Below are 18,332 nucleotides of genomic sequence, written 5' to 3'. Positions count from 1 at the left end.
GGGCGTTAAAATGAAAATGTCTATTTTTTATTTAAATCTAAACATGATTAACCGTAAGATTATTCTATAAAAAAATTACAATTAAGCTGTTATTATTGTCTTTTGTCGATGTAAATATCGTTAAAATTTCTTAAGAATAAAACATAAAAGCGTATTTTTTTGCATTTCATCGAAATTTTAACACCTTTAAACCTGTTTTCTTAACATGTAAAACAGAAAAGCACTACAAGAAAGTAGTGCTTTAAATTATGTTTTTTTATTAGTTTTCAATTTTAACTATAGACCTATTAGCATCATAAGGTTCTTTAGACTCGTTTTGAAGTGTATATTGAGCCTGCTCTATTGAATCAAACCTATCATAATAAATAAAATATTTATTAGTATTTACATCAAAGAAGAAGTTAATATCTTTTTGACCAGCTGCAACAGCTTTTCTTAAAAACTCATCGCGTTTTTCTTCACTACTGTGCACTGCTAAAACCATATAATATCCAGATTCCGCATACGGTACATTTTTAACAATTTGAATGTTGTTACTTGCTTTTTCACCGAAGTCAAAATCTGAAACCGTTATGGGTTCGATTGATGGATTTGTGAATTTTTTAATATTAGAAAGTGCATTACTATCTTTTACAAATCTATCTTTTTGATTGTCATAAACGGCGCGTTTTATTCTGCGTCTACGTTCAACATCGGTAGCTAGTTTAATATCTTTTAATGTAGTTTCTAAATTTGCTTTAGCGTTTATTGTTTTTAATTGCTCTGCTTTCAATTGCTCTATAGCTTTTAAATACGCAGCATTTAGCGGATCATTATCATCTTTTACTTTACGTTTTCTGCTAATGTAAACAGCTTCTAATTCTTCTATTTTAAAGCGTTGCTCTTCAATAATTTGATCTAACTCATCTTTAATAGATTCAATTTCAGCATTTTCAGCAGCTATACTTTTAAAAGGTCTAGGTGCAACAACAATACCGCGTTCACTTAAGTCATTTTCTTTTTTAAGTGCATTTAAATCTTCTTGCTTAACAGCAACCTTTTCTGTTAGCTTATCTATTAAAGCACCTTGAGATTGTGCAGCATTATCTGAAACAGTATTTAATTTTTCAATTTCAGCAACGGTTTCTGCATCTAAATTACTTAAATCTTCGGTTTTTTCTTGCTCTGCTTTTAATCTTGCTTCTTCTTCAGCTTTCTGTTTTTCTTGTTCTGCCTTTAATCTGGCTGCTTCCTCTGCTTTAGCTTTTTCAGCTTCTAAGGCTTCTAATCGTGCAGCTTCCTCTTTTGCTTTTGCCTCTGCCTCTTGTTGTTTGCGTAATGCTTCTACTTTAGCCTCCTCTTCAGCTTTTTGTTTTTCCTGTTCTGCCTTTAATCTGGCCGCTTCTTCTGCTTTAGCTTTTTCCGCTTCTAAGGCTTCTAAACGTGCAGCTTCCTCTTGTGCTTTAGCCTCTGCCTCTTGTTGTTTGCGTAATGCTTCTGCTTTAGCTTCCTCCTCTTCAGCTTTTTGTTTTTCTTGTTCTGCCTTTAATCTGGCCGCTTCTTCTGCTTTAGCTTTTTCCGCTTCTAAGGCTTCTAAACGTGCAGCTTCCTCTTGTGCTTTAGCCTCTGCCTCTTGTTGTTTGCGTAATGCTTCTGCTTTAGCTTCCTCTTCAGCTTTTTGTTTTTCTTGTTCTGCTTTTAATCTAGCAGCTTCCTCTGCTTTAGCTTTATCAGCTTCTAAGGCTTCTAAACGTGCAGCTTCTTCTTGTGCTTTAGCTTCTGCCTCTTGTTGTTTGCGTAATGCTTCTGCTCTAGCTTCCTCTTCAGCTTTCTGTTTTTCTTGTTCTGCCTTTAATCTGGCCGCTTCTTCTGCTTTAGCTTTTTCCGCTTCTAGGGCTTCTAAACGTGCAGCTTCTTCTTGTGCTTTAGCTTCTGCCTCTTCATTATTTGTGTTTTCGGCAACGTCTTTTGCTTCATTATTTTTTACGGTAGTACTTGGCTTATTTTCCTTTTTCTTTTTAGAAGGTTTACGTTTTGCTACCGTTTGTTTTTTTCGTTTTGGTGCTAATAGTGCAGATTCTTCATCGTCACCACTGTAAACGTATCTATTATTATTTTTAAATCTGTATGCTACTGAAAATTCATGCGATGTACCAAATTCAGATAAATCGCCAATAGATTTTTCAAAATTATATTCTAAAGCAATTTGTTCGGTAATATTTACCCCCAAACCTGCTGAGGCGCCATACAATGTATTATAACCAACTTGAGCCCAAATACCTTTAGGAACAGTTAACATGGCCAACCCTGAAATTACAGTTTCTTCTTTTTTGAATTCTGATGTTATTAATGTAGAAAACTTACTTTCGTCAAAAAAGCCACGTGTATCCATATAACCAGTGTACATTACGTGTGCTTGCAGACTTTGTTGCGGATTGTCTTCAATTATTTTAGATGAATTTAAATTGTACGATACTAAATTATTTATAGATAATCCGAAATCAAAAAACTCTGTACCATAATTTATACCCGGATTTATAGTTAATAATAAATTATTTGGAATATTATTTAAAACCGGTTCTGGTGTGTTAGTTACAACTTTACCTTCATTAATACCACTTTGGTAAGCACCAATGTTTAAACCAAACGTTAAATTGTTATCTCTATTTATGGCTGCATTGTATGCAAAGTTTAAAATTCCGCCAAAAACAGTTTGCACGCCGTAATCTTGCTGAAATAACCCAATACTTGCACCTATATTTTCTTTTATTCTGCCTGTGAAACTAAATAAATATGTTTGCGGCGGATTCTCAAATTGGGTCCACTGCCTTTTATTACTAAAACTAATATATTTATTTTGTTCACGCACAAAGCTAAATGTTGGGTTTACAACATATCTATTAAATTTTAGTGAGTTTCTAACAGGTAAATCTAACGCCACAACACCATTTTCAGTTTCTTGAGCATGGGTTAATTGCACAAAGCAAAAAAACAAAAATATATATTGAAACGTTTTTAACATATTACTTTACTACTGTTATAGAGCCTTTGTAGGTTTGGTTATTAGATGTAGTGATTATATAGTAGTAAACAGGGTTTACATCTTTAAACTCTAAATTTTCTGGCCAGTTATTTTGATATTGATTGGTTGATAATTCTATTTTTCCTTGCGCATTAAAAATGGTTATTTGTGTATTTGTACCTGTAATAAATTCTTTTGGAATTATCCAAGTATCATTAATATCATCACCATTAGGACTTATTAAGTTTGGAATATTGGCTACATCAGGAAATTGTTCGGTAATTTCAAACGTATAGGCTTTAGTAGATTCACAACCCACATTTTGCGTAATAGTTGCTGTGTAATTTCCAGATGTTGAAATATCTAAAGAACTATTTGATTCACCGTTAATTAAAACATCATCTCTATACCATTGAAAAACAGGATTAGTTGCAGATGTTGTTAAAGTAACTGTAAATGTTTCATTTTCTTCTAACTCATAAGCGCCTTCAAAATCTATGCTACTTGTAAAGCCACTATTTTCTAAATCTATTGAATCTGTTGCAGAACACTCACCTAAACTTACAATAACTGAAAACACACCCGCTTCATTGGTTTCTAATGTTTGATTGGTTGCTCCAGTAATTTCAACACCGTCTTTAAACCATTGGTAAGAATTACCATTAATAGTTGACAATACTGTTGGCCCATTTTGATGACAATATGGATTACCCAACGATGATTCAATAGAAATATCTATTTCATCTGCATCAACTTCGCTTACCGTTACTCTGTTTGAAAACGAGTTTGAAGTACATGTACCATAATCTGTTTCAACAAAATACGTACCTTCTTCAAAAACCTCTAAACTATTACCCGATGCCACAAAAACAGATGTTGTTTCTGTAATTTCTTTATACCAATTATAGGTTAATGATGGATATTGAAGCGGAGAATCATTCATGTCACTCCCAGGATTATCAATAGTTAATAAATAGCTTTCACCGCTACAAAAAATAGCATCTTCAACTAAATTATTTATTGTGAAAGGAGCATCTTGAATTTTATAATAAGCCGCAAAAGCATTTGAAGGCGTACTAGTTGCAGCAGGCGATGTGCTTTTTATTCTTACTTTAAAAGCCTCACCTCTAGTTGTTTCAGGAATTGCAAATGTTAATGTTGCTGGAGAACTTGTTACACTGCCTGGTGATGATGTGTAAATTGGGGTTGCATCTGTAAAATCTCCAGTTTCATCAGATAACTCTACAATAAAACTATTTGATGCCGTTAATGCAATTTCTGGTGAAAATGAAAATGTAACTTTATAACTATTAAATGATTCACTAGCACAAGCTTGTGTAAAACCTAAGTTTGGCTTACCTATAACAAGTTGTGCATTTACAGTAAATACAGTAAATAAATAGCAAATTACTATAACATAAATATGTTTCATTAGACACTGTGTTTTTAGTTTTAAGAGAGAAATTATTGCCTAAATGATTTAAAGGAAAAATTACTAATCGTTTATATCATCAATGTTTGTTGCTATAATTTTATTAATTCTCAATCTGTAATCTGGCCTTCTTTCATTTTGTATATCTATAAACGTTTCAACATTTGAACTTTTAGAATACACATTAAAAAAAGCAGCGTTACCGTACCAATTTTCTAAATCGTCATTATTAGTATTATTTTCTTCAAAAATATTACCATTACAATTATTAAAATACATGTTAGAAAATTGTATTTGCTCTAAACTTGCTTGACCAATTACAATATCATCATCTAAAATAACAGCAGGATTAAAACCTGAAATTACAGTTGTTTTCATGTCTAGAGACGCATCTTTACCAATAAAAACAGCTTCATTTACTAAACCTTTGCTAATATCGTCTTTTAATGTTTCACTATCATTAAGTAAAGTTAAATTTGTAGCAACTAATGATGTGCCTTTTTTTGAAAAATCTACTTCTTCTTTTTTATCATACGAAAGTATCTTTAAACAACGAGACCCTTCACTACTAGATATATATGGTGAACGAATAGCTAAAGAATTATTCAATTTGCATTGCGCACCGAAATTTAGTTTAAAATCTGTACTACTTGTTTTGTATGAAATAGCTTTGTTTATATTAACCTCACCACCCCATATTTCAAATGCATCACCAGCACAGTAACTTACCATTACATTGTTTATTGCTGTTTCATTGCCAACACCTGCTAATAATAGGCCATTTAGGTATCCTGCACCTCTTATGCGTTTTCCTGCATATTCAATTCTAACATACTTTAATGTTCCTGAACTACTACAATTATCATCTCCTCCAAAGTTTACATGCGCATAATTTGCAGGATTTAGATTATAATATAAGTTTGCAACTGAACCATTGCCAAATTTATTAGAAGGTGCATTACCTAATAAAACAAGGCCACCCCAATCTCCTGGGTATTTCATACTTCTGTTAGATGAAAAAACAATAGGATCTGTTTCAGTGCCTTCAGCCATAATTTTAGCGCCTTTAGAAATTGTTAAAGAAGCTTTTGATGTATAATCTGCTAAAATTACTGTTCCGGGTTCAATTGTAAGTGTGGCATTATTGGTTACAAATACACTACCAACAAGCAAATATGTATCGCGCTTGTTAAGCTTTGTGTCTTCAGTAATGTTTCCAGTAATAATTTGAGTAGGCTCTCTGTAGGTAATTTGACTTGGTTTAAACTCTGTCCAGTTTTCTAACCAATTGTTTTTACCAACAATTCCTTTTTCTTGTTGTGCTAAACCTGTTGTAGCTACAAGAAAAAATAGGTAGGTTACTAATTTAAATATTTTCATAATCAAGCATTTAGGTTGTTAGTAGAAATGGGGTTTCTAATAAACAAGTCAAATATAGAATAAAATCCACGAAATACCAAATAAATCGATAAAATGCTGGATTTTGTTAAAATTTAGTGTATTTCATCGATGTTTTATAGGAAAAATCTATCTAACTAAGACTTTAATGTAAACTGTAACAAAAAAGCAACCAATTTAGGCTGCTTTATAATTTATAACTTCATGTTTCTAGCTAATGAAATTCGCTATATTCATGTAGTGATTTAAGTGTGTCTTCAAAAAATAATATTGCAGAAACTAAATTATTTGTATCAGAATATGGGAGAATTGTTTTTTGAAATTCTCTATTACTTTCTAAAAACTCATCAGTTGCTTCAAATTTGGTTTCAAGAACTTTTTTATTGTCATTATTTTCAGGTATACCCAAAGTTGAGAGAGTTACACCAGGTTTAGTTGCAAAAGCTATGTAAGGCATAAGTTGCACTAAACTTTCTATTCTTTCAATGTACAGTACCAATAACTCGCCTTTAGCTTTTCGGTCTAACTCTTCTTTACTATGGTATTTTTTTATAGCAACTTGATCACTAATAATACTTTTAGACTTGCCTTTTTGAGCAAAACTAACGGTAGTTACAAAGAATAAACCAAAACCAAGTAGGATTAATTTTGTTTTCATTTATGTTAAGATTTGTGGTTCTGGCGGTAAATTTATACATTTTATCGTAAAAAACAATCATTTAATCGGTTTTTTTACAAAATAAACCTGTTTTATTTATTTTTCTTACAAATATTATAGTATAAAGGTATGTGTTTTAATCTTTTAAATGTTTTGGAAAAATAGTTTTAACTGTTTCTCCATTTTTAATTAAGTTCCAATCATTAACATTAAATGTTATTATAACCACACCACTTGTTGGTACATTATCTATATATGTATTACCATACAAATTAACAAAAGCGGTTATAGCATGGTTATGCCCAAACACTAAAAGATTATCTACGCTATTGTTTGTACTTTTAATAACGTTTGTTAAATCTGTACCTGAAAAATCATATAACTTATAGAGATATTGAATATTTGAGGCATCTATTTTTAAATGCTTTAAAAATATTTTAGAAGTTTCTTTTGTTCTAGTGGCATCACTGCTTAATATTTTATCAAATTTAAAATTTTCATTTTTTAATGTATTAGATACAAGTTTGGCATCATTTACCCCTCTTTTTTTTAATGGTCTTTCGTGATCTGTTACATCAAATTCCCAAGAAGATTTTGCATGCCTAACTAAAATAAGTGTTTTCATAATGTCGATTAAATACTTTTTAAATCGACAAAAAGTTGTTTTTATCGATTAAAATCAATTATTATACTTTGTAAATCTAATATAAAGTACAATATTTACCCATTATTAAAGCTTAATAATTTAAATTTTTATTAATTATTAACTGTAACCGTTAAAAAAACATTAAAACCCGATTAAAAGTACATATGCTGCGCTTAAACGAATTTATAAGTGATTTAGCACAAATTTTTGAATCCTTTGCAATTGCTTGTTTTTTTTGTGGAACCTATTTAATTAAAGAATTATGACCCCAAATCTGATTTCACATATAAATAAGGTATTGTTTAACGGTACTACTCCCTCATTGTTTTTCCCCTCAAAAACTTTATTACTGTTTAATTTAATGAAATATATTAGATTGAAATAGTGTGACTATTTTTTAGCATTATTTAACTAAATGAAATATCAATAAGAATAAAAAACACAACATAAGCGAATCATGAAACATACAAGCAGTATAGCATTTAATGTTATTTTTATGTGTATTATAACTTTAAGTTTGAACGCACAAATTAATAATTTTGATTCAGCCAATGCATTTGAATTAGAAATTGTTAGTTACAGTGATCAACCAGATTTTAGTTTAGAACACTACCACATACTTTCTTTAAAAAATACTAGCAACAAACAAACTAGTTATAGTTTAAAGAGTGATGTAACTAACTACAAAGAAGCTTATGAAAACGTGGTTGAAAACCAACACGGAAAAAAAGATGCTACTACCTTTAGTAAAACCACTAAAATAAATACTAAACAAATAGCCAATAGCATTGAGGTTTCTTTTGTAGATGGTACAAAAACTAAAAATTTAAATACCATTACACTAAACCCAAGCGAAGAACTAAAGTTTTATGTTAAAATGAAACGCATAGATAATACTGAAGTAGGTGAAACTAAATTTTTCAAAATTTCAGCTCAGAGTTCAGATTTAATTTCAAAATCTGTAATAATTAAAAATGTAATTGCTAACCAAAACAGCTTAGGCAATTAAACTTTCAAGTTTAATAAAACAAACTATCAACTTAAGGCTTATGAAAATCTCTACACCTTTTATTAATTGTAAAAAACTTTTACCGCTAGTTGTTTTTTTACTATGCGCCTTTGCTAATGCACAATTACAAACACCTTTTACTCCGCGTTTTAATGAGCCTGTAAATGGTGATTTTACAATTATTGCAAACAATACAATTTCTACAACAGCCACTGGTGATTACAATGGAACAGCCGATAACAATAGTCTTTCCAACCTTGTTTATGTAGATATAGATTCAGATCCAACTACTTTCAATTCTAGTAGCGCAGACTTTTTAAACCCTGCTCCTGGTGCAAGCTGTTTAACACTTAAAAAAGTACTTTTATATTGGGCAGCTTCAGATCAAGAACCAACTCCTGGAGGAGATAATCAACCTAATTGGAATTTTAATGATGTTAAGTTAATGCTTCCTTCTCAAGCAGCGTATACAACATATACAGCCGATGAAGTTATTTACAGAGGTAAAGAAGTTCGTTTTAGTTATGCCCCGTACATATGTGTTAAAGATATAACTAGTGATGTTAATACATTAGCAAACCCTTTTGGTACTTATCAAATAGCTAACGTTGAAGGTAAAATAGGGTCGTTAAACGATCATCAAAACGGTTTAGCTACAGGTGTTTCAGGTGGTTGGCAAATAGTTTTTGTTTATGAATCGCCAACACTTCCTGCTAAAAATGTAACAATTTTTGATGGTTACGCCCATGTTTTAAACCAAAATGGCGCTAAAGATTATGATATTAATTTCAGTGGTTTTCAAACAATTCCAACAGGTGATGTTAACGCAAATATACTTATAGGTGCCTTGGAAGGCGATAGAGGTATTGGTGGTGATAGATTACAAATACAAAATACATCAAATGTATTTGTTGATTTATCTACAGCTCCCTTATTCCCAATAAGATCATCATTAAATTTCTTTAATAGTAGAATTACTATTGATAATAATAATTTTTCTGACAGAAGACCTGCTAGTGAAAATACGTTAGGTTTTGATGCTGCTGTTTTTGAATTATCAAACCCCGGGAATTCTATAATTGGTAATAACCAAACTTCGGCTACAGTTAGACTAACATCTACTCAAGAGGCTTATGGTTTATATTTACTAGGTTTATCTGTTGATGTTTGGGCTCCTAACTTAAGCCCAATTGAACTTGTTTTAGATGCGCCTACTACAACATCAAACCCAGGTGACACTCTAGGTGTTAGTTTTGGTATTGAAAATACTGGTAACGATGACGCTTTAGGTTTAGAAGTGTCTACAACATTACCACCGCAAGTTTCTTTAGTAGAACCTATTTCACCAGCCTTACCATCTGGAGTTACTTATAATTATAATGCAACTACCAGATTATTAGAGTTTGTTATAGATGATAGTGTTGTTGAAGCTGGTGATGATGAAGTAGTTGTAAATTTTGATATTCAAATTAATAATGAATGTTATTTCTTAGAAGATGATTGTGATCTAGATTTCGATTTACAGTTAGAGGCTAATTACACAGGAGATCAAAACCCAGCGCCTCAAACAACCAATAGTTCTGCAACTTTAGACGAATGTGGTGTTGGAAATAAAGACCCTTTAACAATTACTATTAACCAGCCCTTAATTTCATGGCAAACATTACCAAATGCTTTAAATAGAACTGTTGAATGTGGTAATACAACAGATTTAAATGATGCTCAAAGCTTAGCGCCGGTGGCCGATAAATGTAATTTAACCCCTGTTAAAACATCAGGTAGTTTTGTTGCTGATGCTAATTGTGCTAATGCTGGAACTTACACTAATACCTGGACATTTACTGATGCTTGTGGTGTAACAATTTCTGATTTTACTCAAGTAATCACAGTTACTGATACAACAGCTCCTACAGGAACTGCACCAACAGGAAATACAAATGTAAACGCTTGTTATGCTGATGCACAATCTACTTACAGTTTTGATGCTAACACAGTAGCCTCTAGTTATTCTGATAACTGCGGAAGTGTTACGGTAAACCTTACCAATACTGAATTAACTGGAGATAATTGTAGTTGGTCTTTAACCTATACTTACAACGTAGTTGATGATTGCGGTAACACCCTAACTGGCGAAACAATTACACATTCTGGTAGTGATCAAACAGCTCCTACAGGAACTGCACCAACAGGAAATACAAATGTAAACGCTTGTTATGCTGATGCACAATCTACTTATAGTTTTGATGCTAACACAATAGCTTCTAGTTATTCTGATAACTGCGGAAGTGTTACGGTAAACCTTACCAATACTGAATTAACTGGAGATAATTGTAGCTGGTCTTTAACCTACACTTACAACGTAGTTGATGATTGTGGTAACACACTAACTGGCGAAACAATTACACATTCTGGTAGTGATCAAACAGCTCCTACAGGAACTGCACCAACAGGAAATACAAATGCCAATGCTTGTTATGCTGATGCGCAATCTACTTACAGTTTTGATGCTAACACAGTAGCTTCTAGTTATTCTGATAACTGCGGAAGTGTTACGGTAAACCTTACCAATACTGAATTAACTGGAGATAATTGTAGTTGGTCTTTAACCTACACTTACAACGTAGTTGATGATTGTGGTAATACCATAACTGGCGAAACTATTACACATTCTGGTAGTGATCAAACAGCTCCTACAGGAACTGCACCAACAGGAAATACAAATGCCAATGCATGTTATGCTGATGCGCAATCTACTTATAGTTTTGATGCTAACACAATAGCTTCTAGTTATTCTGATAACTGTGGAAGTGTCACTGTAAACCTTACCAATACTGAATTAACTGGAGATAATTGTAGCTGGTCTTTAACCTATACATACAACGTAGTTGATGATTGTGGTAATACTATAACTGGCGAAACTATTACACATTCTGGTAGTGATCAAACAGCTCCAATTATAGACAACACAAACACTCAAAATATAGAAATTGAATGTGGTGTTGGTGATACTACCACTACCCTACAAGATTGGTTAGATAACAACGCTGGCGCCACAGCTACTGATAATTGTGGTAACGTTACCTGGTCTAACAACTACGGTGCTGATGATTCTGTTCAATGTGATAACGGTGCAGTTACGGTTACTTTTACCGCTACTGATGAGTGCGGTCTTACTGCTACGACAACTGCTACATACTTAATTAAAGATACTGAAGCGCCTACGCTTACAATTCCTAGTAACACCACTGCTGAATGTGATGACGATTTAACTCCTGCTACTCAAGGTAACGCTACTGCTACTGATAATTGTTCTGCTGTTAATATCACTTTCACCGATGTTACTACACCGGGTACTTGTGCTAACAGTTATGTTATTACAAGAACTTGGACAGCTACCGATGCTTGTAACAACGCTACTAGTCTTGATCAAATTATTACAGTACAAGATACTACAGCTCCTGTAATTACTTTACCAAGTAATACAACTGTTGAGTGTAGTGATGATTTATCAACCACAGCTTTAGGATCTGCTGCTGCTACAGATAATTGTTCTGCGGAAGCTAATATTACTATTACATTTTCTGATGTAACAACACCGGGTACTTGTGCTAATAGCTATGTTATTACGAGAACTTGGACAGCTACAGACGAATGTAATAATGCATCTAGTTTAGATCAAATTATTACTGTTGAAGATAATACAGCACCTATAATTACCTTACCTGCCAATGTAACTGCTGAATGTAGTGATGATTTATCAACTACTGCTTTAGGTACTGCTACCGCTAATGATAATTGTTCTGCAGAAGCTAATATAACTATCTCATCTTCTGATGTAACAACACCTGGTGCTTGTCCGGGAACTTATGTAATTACTAGAACTTGGACGGCTACAGACGAATGTAACAACACCGTTAGTCAAGATCAAACTATTACTGTTCAAGATACCACAGCTCCTATAATAGACAACACAAACACTCAAAATATAGAAATTGAATGTGGTGTTGGTGATACTACCACTACCCTACAAGATTGGTTAGATAACAACGCTGGCGCCACAGCTACTGATAATTGTGGTAACGTTACCTGGTCTAACAACTACGGTGCTGATGATTCTGTTCAATGTGATAACGGTGCAGTTACGGTTACTTTTACCGCTACTGATGAGTGCGGTCTTACTGCTACGACAACTGCTACATACTTAATTAAAGATACTGAAGCGCCTACGCTTACAATTCCTAGTAACACCACTGCTGAATGTGATGACGATTTAACTCCTGCTACTCAAGGTAACGCTACTGCTACTGATAATTGTTCTGCTGTTAATATCACTTTCACCGATGTTACTACACCGGGTACTTGTGCTAACAGTTATGTTATTACAAGAACTTGGACAGCTACCGATGCTTGTAACAACGCTACTAGTCTTGATCAAATTATTACAGTACAAGATACTACAGCTCCTGTAATTACTTTACCAAGTAATACAACTGTTGAGTGTAGTGATGATTTATCAACCACAGCTTTAGGATCTGCTGCTGCTACAGATAATTGTTCTGCGGAAGCTAATATTACTATTACATTTTCTGATGTAACAACACCGGGTACTTGTGCTAATAGCTATGTTATTACGAGAACTTGGACAGCTACAGACGAATGTAATAATGCATCTAGTTTAGATCAAATTATTACTGTTGAAGATAATACAGCACCTATAATTACCTTACCTGCCAATGTAACTGCTGAATGTAGTGATGATTTATCAACCACTGCTTTAGGTACTGCTACCGCTAATGATAATTGTTCTGCAGTAGCTAATATAACTATCTCATCTTCTGATGTAACAACACCTGGTGCATGTCCGGGAACTTATGTAATTACTAGAACTTGGACGGCTACAGACGAATGTAACAACACCGTTAGTCAAGATCAAACTATTACTGTTCAAGACACCACTGCTCCAGTAATAGACAATACAAACACTCAAAATATAGAAATTGAATGTGGTGTTGGTGATACTACCACTACCCTACAAGATTGGTTAAATAACAACGCTGGTGCCACAGCTACTGATAATTGTGGTAACGTTACCTGGTCTAACAACTACGGTGCTGATGATTCTGTTCAATGCGATAACGGTGCTGTTACAGTTACTTTTACCGCTACCGATGAGTGCGGTCTTACTGCTACAACAACTGCTACATACTTAATTAAAGATACTGAAGCGCCAATTGTTGAAACAACTAATGGTGATTTAGACAGAACAGTTGAATGTTCTGATGCGAGCGCTTTAACTGCTGCACTTTCTTTAGTTCCTGCAGCTACAGATGATTGTAGTGCAACTGTTTTAAATTTAGTTAGTGATGTGGTTAATCAAGAACCTAATTGCCCTAATGGTTATGTTCAAATTAGAACTTGGAACTTCACTGATTCTTGTGGAAATACTAGTGAAAGTTTTACACAAACAATAACAGTTGTTGACACTACAGCACCTGAATTAATTTTACCTCCTAATGTTTCTGCTGAATGTAGTGACGATTTATCACCCGCTTCATACGGAACAGCTACAGCAACAGATAATTGTGATGATAATCCTTCTGTAACATTTACAGATGTTATTACTGAGGGTGATTGCGAAGGTACATATACAATTACTAGAACTTGGTCTACTACTGATGCTTGTGGAAATACTTTTGCTGCAGACCAAATTATAACCGTTTCTGATACAACTGCTCCAGAATTTGATCAGTCTGAATTACCAGAAAACATAACTGTAGAATGTGATGATATACCAGAAGCTGTCACATTAACTGCAACCGATAATTGTGGAGATGCTACTGTAACTTTTGAAGAAATTATTACTAATGGTGATTGTCCTTCAAACTACACAATAACCAGAACATATACCGCTAGAGATGATTGCGGAATTACAAATACTCATGTACAAACCATAACAGTTCAAGATACCACTGCGCCAACATTTGTTGAAACCTTACCTGCAGCTAATATAGTTGTAGAATGTAACAATATTCCTGAAGCAGAAACACTTACTGCTACAGATAGTTGTGGTAGTGCTACTGTAACTGTTGAAGATGTTAGAACTGATGGCGATTGTGCTTCAAATTACACGTTAGCAAGAACTTGGACGGCAACTGATGCTTGTGGTTTAACAACTACACACACACAAATAATTACTGTTCAAGATACAACTGCGCCAACATTTACTTCAGATTTGCCTAGCAACATTACAGTGGAATGTGATGCAATTCCTGATGCAGAAACACTTACTGCAACTGATAATTGTGGTGATGCTACAGTAACACATGCAGATGCTATTACAAATGGCAACTGCCCTAACAATTATATTATTGCACGTACTTGGACGGCTACTGATGAGTGTGGTTTAACAGCAACACACACGCAATTAATTACTGTTCAAGACACAAAAGCACCGTTACCAACCACGACATTTGAGGAAACTTTAGAAGTTAGCTGTACTGATATTCCTGAAATTCCTGAGTTAGAATTTGAAGATAATTGTTCATCAAAATCTAGCATTATTGTAGTTTTCAATGAAACTAGTACTTATGAAGAAGGTGTTTTTGAAGACTATCAAATAGTGAGAACTTGGACTGTTAGAGATGAGTGCAACAATGAAGCCGTTTACACCCAAACTTTAAATGTAATTTTAGATGAAGTTATTTTAGATATTGTTGCTCCAGATTGGTGTTTTGAAGAAGGCATTATTGATATGAATTCGTTATTACCTGGTGATATTAACACAAATGGTACTTGGGAGATGATTGAAGGTGATACAAATGCTACATTAACTCAAAATATTTTTGATCCTTCTACTTTAGAATTAAGTCTAGAATTTTTACCAGATAGCGGTGGTATAAACTACCTATTTAGGTATACAACAACGCATGATGGCTGTATTAATATTACAGAAATAACCATGAATGTACACGCAGATTGTGTGGTATTACCTTGTGGCGAAAAAGACGTTGAAATTTCAACAGCTCTTACACCTAATGGTGATGCCCACAACGAAACATTTGAAATTGCAGGTATTGATTTATGCGGATTTACCTATCAAGTTCAAATTTATAACAGATGGGGTGCCTTAGTTTTTGAATCTGATGATTACCAAAATGATTGGGATGGCTCTAGCACAAAATCTGCTGTTGGTGCTGCAGGTAAAGTACCTAACGGAACATATTATTACATCATAAAAATTAAAGACAGTGGTTTACCTCCATTTACAGGACCTCTTTATATTGGAACCAAATAAAACCTTAACCTATTATGACACGTATTAAATATTTAATAATAACATTAGTATTGTTTGTTAGTACATCAGGGTTTGCGCAACAATTACCGCAATTTACTCAGTACATGTACAATACTATATCTATAAACCCTGCATATGCAGGAAGTAGAGAAGCTTTAAGCATTGTAGGTTTACACCGTAGCCAATGGGTTGGTTTTAAAGGTGGCCCAATCACACAAACCCTTTCTGTTCATACACCTTTACGTAATGATAGAATTGGTTTAGGTTTATCGTTTATTGAAGATGATTTAGGTCCGCAAAATTTTAGCTATTTATATGGCGATTTTTCGTATGCAATTCCTACAGGTTATAAAGGTAAACTAGCCTTTGGTTTAAAAGCTGGTTTTACACAATTTAGCTTTGATACCGATTTTAGATTAGACCCAGATAACCAAAACGACCCATTAATTTATGGTACTGAAGATAGATGGACACCAAACCTTGGTGCAGGTATTTATTGGAGTACAGATAGAATTTACGCTGGTTTATCGGCTCCAAGAATTCTTAATAACGATTTTAGTAATAAAAATGATGATTTTGAAGCTTTAGAGCGTATAAGTTATTATTTCACACTTGGTGGTGTTATAGATTTAAGTAACAGCATAAAATTTAAGCCCGCAGGTTTAGTAAAAGCTACAAACGGTGCGCCTTTATCTTTTGATTTAACTGCAAACTTTCTTTTTAACGAAAAATTATGGTTAGGTGGTTCTTACAGAATTAATGAGCAAACTGCTGCTATTGGTGGTATTGCAGATTTTCAAATTTCAAGACAATTGCGTGTTGGGTATGCTTATGAAAAACCCATTTCAGACATAGCAGATTACACTTCAGGAACACATGAAATTCTATTAATTTATGAATTCAAATTCTTAAGTTCTAAACTAAAATCACCACGTTATTTCTAATTAAGGCATTTTATGAAATTAAAACATTACATATTAGTTTGTATAACGCTAACGCTTAGTCTATCTGCATATGCACAACAAGGCAAGCAAAAAAGAGCCGATACACTTTTTAATAAGTTTTCATTTGTAAAAGCTGCTAAAGTTTACAGAGAACTTATTCAAAAAAATTATAATAAAGATTATGCAACAAGACGTTTAGCCGATTGCTATACGTATTTAAGAGACCCAAAAAATGCTGCCAGATACTATAAAAGTGTTGTAAAGCAAGAAAATGTTCCGGTAGAATATTACTATAGTTACGCCCAAGCATTACGTGGTATAAAAAAGTACAAAGAATCTAATATTTGGCTTAAACGTTATAAAGATTCTGGTGGGGTTGTAAACGCTAATGATTTTTCAAAAGACATCAATTTTATTTCAAGTGTTTTTGGTGCTAAAAAACAATATTTTTTAGACAGAGTTAGATTTAATTCTAAATACAGTGATTTTGGCGCTTTTGAACATAATGGTAAAGTTTACTTTGCCTCATCTAGAGATGAAGGTGTTTCTATAAAGCGTGTATATGGGTGGAATGAGCAGCCTTTTCTTGATGTGTACGTAACTGATGTTAAATCTAGAAGAAACGTAGATCATTCAGGAAAACTTAAAGGTGATGTTAATTCTATTTTCCATGATGGCCCAGTAACTATCACAAAAAATGGTAAACACATGTATTTCTCAAGTAATAATTTTCAAAATGATATTGAGAAAAAAGATAGTAAAGGTATGACTAATATGAAAATATACCGTGCAACATACCGCGATAGTACATGGACAGATATTGAAGATCTTTCAATAAATAGTGATGATTTCTCTACACAACATGCCGCATTAAATAAAGATGATTCTAAACTATATTTTGCATCCGATAGACCTGGAGGCTTCGGCGGATCTGATATTTACGTGGTTGACATAAAACCTGATGGTTCTTTAGGTGAACCCCAAAATTTAGGTAGTGTTATAAATACTGAAAGTGCTGAAGGTTTTCCGTTTATAAATAAAGAAGATGTATTATTCTTCTCCTCCGATGGGCATACAGGACTTGGTTTACTTGATATTTTTGCAACTATTAAAGGTGAAAATGATGATTTTATTGATGTAGTAAATCTAGGTATTCCTATAAACTCTAACAAAGATGATTTTTCGTTTACAATGAACCCAAACGGCATTACAGGGTATTTTGCTTCAAATAGAAAAGGCGGTCGCGGTAGTGATGATATTTATGCCTATCATAGAGAGCCTACCTTGCATGTTGAAGGTGTTGTAAATGATGCTATTAATATGAACCCCATTGTAGGTGCAAAAATTACTTTATTTGATGATAAAGGTAATGAAATAGCCTATATGGAAACCGATGAAAATGGCTTTTATCAAATTAACATAGATAGAAATCAAGATTATAAAATAGTTGCCAGTCAAGATAAATATATTGATGATTATAGAAACTTTACATCAAAAAATATTCAAACAGAACTTGTTACCATTGATGCTAACATGCTGTTAAATCCAGTACAAGACGTTATTAAACTAGCCGAATTAAATACCATTTATTTTGATTTTAACAAACATAACATAAGAGAAGACGCTGCATTAGAGCTAGATAAAATTGTAAACCTCATGCAAAATGATTATCCTGAAATGGTAATTAGAATTGAATCACACACAGATTCTAGAGGATCTTTAACTTACAATGATAAATTATCTATTGATAGAGCAAACTCAACATATGAATACCTAATTTTAAAAGGTATACACCCTGATAGAATTACAGCTCATGAAGGTTTTGGTGAACGTAGATTAACCAACGGTTGTGAAGATGGTGAAAATTGTGAAGAAGAAGATCATCAATTAAACCGTAGAACACAATTTATTGTTGTAAAAATGGAATAAACAAAAAGCTAGTACTTGTAT

General features: G+C 33.2%; 9 protein-coding genes. 4 read left to right on the top strand and 5 right to left on the bottom strand.

From position 1 onward, the window contains the following. Positions 1-259: 259 nt before the first annotated feature. The 5 genes from ACYX4H_RS13080 to ACYX4H_RS13060 form a co-directional block, all read right to left on the bottom strand. The gene (locus ACYX4H_RS13080) at positions 260-2,974 is read right to left on the bottom strand and encodes a PorP/SprF family type IX secretion system membrane protein (protein ID WP_476236733.1); all 2,715 of its coding nucleotides are present in this window, start codon (positions 2,972-2,974) and stop codon (positions 260-262) included. Between the two features lie 28 nt (positions 2,975-3,002). Beyond that, complete coding sequence (locus ACYX4H_RS13075; protein ID WP_476236731.1) at positions 3,003-4,433, bottom strand: T9SS type B sorting domain-containing protein; 1,431 nt, start codon at positions 4,431-4,433, stop codon at positions 3,003-3,005. Between the two features lie 63 nt (positions 4,434-4,496). After that, positions 4,497-5,813 (bottom strand): hypothetical protein, encoded by a 1,317-nt coding sequence (locus tag ACYX4H_RS13070; protein WP_476236730.1) that lies wholly within the window; start codon positions 5,811-5,813, stop codon positions 4,497-4,499. A 232-nt stretch (positions 5,814-6,045) separates the two neighbouring features. Next, entirely contained in the window at positions 6,046-6,489 is a 444-nt protein-coding gene (locus ACYX4H_RS13065; RefSeq protein ID WP_475296281.1) for a hypothetical protein, read from the bottom strand. Between the two features lie 136 nt (positions 6,490-6,625). Further along, complete coding sequence (locus ACYX4H_RS13060; protein WP_476236729.1) at positions 6,626-7,114, bottom strand: SixA phosphatase family protein; 489 nt, start codon at positions 7,112-7,114, stop codon at positions 6,626-6,628. A 478-nt stretch (positions 7,115-7,592) separates the two neighbouring features. Between ACYX4H_RS13060 and ACYX4H_RS13055 the strand changes: the two genes are divergently transcribed. Genes ACYX4H_RS13055 through ACYX4H_RS13040 form a run of 4 tightly spaced genes read left to right on the top strand, consistent with a single transcriptional unit; the run spans position 7,593 to position 18,311 of the window. Beyond that, positions 7,593-8,144, top strand: a complete 552-nt coding sequence (locus tag ACYX4H_RS13055) for a hypothetical protein (RefSeq protein WP_476236728.1) — start codon at positions 7,593-7,595, stop codon at positions 8,142-8,144. A 40-nt stretch (positions 8,145-8,184) separates the two neighbouring features. After that, positions 8,185-15,438 carry an HYR-like domain-containing protein gene (locus ACYX4H_RS13050; RefSeq protein ID WP_476236727.1) on the top strand — a complete coding sequence of 2,418 codons (7,254 nt, stop codon included), beginning with the start codon at positions 8,185-8,187 and terminating at the stop codon, positions 15,436-15,438. Positions 15,439-15,452: 14 nt separating this feature from the next. Further along, positions 15,453-16,382: a PorP/SprF family type IX secretion system membrane protein gene (locus ACYX4H_RS13045; RefSeq protein WP_476236726.1), complete on the top strand. Its 930-nt coding sequence runs from the start codon at positions 15,453-15,455 to the stop codon at positions 16,380-16,382. Positions 16,383-16,394: 12 nt separating this feature from the next. Beyond that, complete coding sequence (locus ACYX4H_RS13040; protein WP_476236725.1) at positions 16,395-18,311, top strand: OmpA family protein; 1,917 nt, start codon at positions 16,395-16,397, stop codon at positions 18,309-18,311. Positions 18,312-18,332 lie beyond the last annotated feature (21 nt).

This window comes from Seonamhaeicola sp. ABD4_340 (genome assembly GCF_056312135.1).
The sequence above is the reverse complement of the archived record's forward strand: the minus strand, read 5'-3'. Positions and strand labels throughout refer to the sequence as shown.

Bases quoted from the DNA above. Each gene is read 5' to 3' on its own strand.
- ACYX4H_RS13075 (WP_476236731.1), bottom strand. From the start codon at position 4,433: ATGAAACATATTTATGTTATAGTAATTTGCTATTTATTTACTGTATTT.
- ACYX4H_RS13070 (WP_476236730.1), bottom strand. From the start codon at position 5,813: ATGAAAATATTTAAATTAGTAACCTACCTATTTTTTCTTGTAGCTACA.
- ACYX4H_RS13065 (WP_475296281.1), bottom strand. From the start codon at position 6,489: ATGAAAACAAAATTAATCCTACTTGGTTTTGGTTTATTCTTTGTAACT.
- ACYX4H_RS13060 (WP_476236729.1), bottom strand. From the start codon at position 7,114: ATGAAAACACTTATTTTAGTTAGGCATGCAAAATCTTCTTGGGAATTT.
- ACYX4H_RS13055 (WP_476236728.1), top strand. From the start codon at position 7,593: ATGAAACATACAAGCAGTATAGCATTTAATGTTATTTTTATGTGTATT.
- ACYX4H_RS13050 (WP_476236727.1), top strand. From the start codon at position 8,185: ATGAAAATCTCTACACCTTTTATTAATTGTAAAAAACTTTTACCGCTA.
- ACYX4H_RS13045 (WP_476236726.1), top strand. From the start codon at position 15,453: ATGACACGTATTAAATATTTAATAATAACATTAGTATTGTTTGTTAGT.
- ACYX4H_RS13040 (WP_476236725.1), top strand. From the start codon at position 16,395: ATGAAATTAAAACATTACATATTAGTTTGTATAACGCTAACGCTTAGT.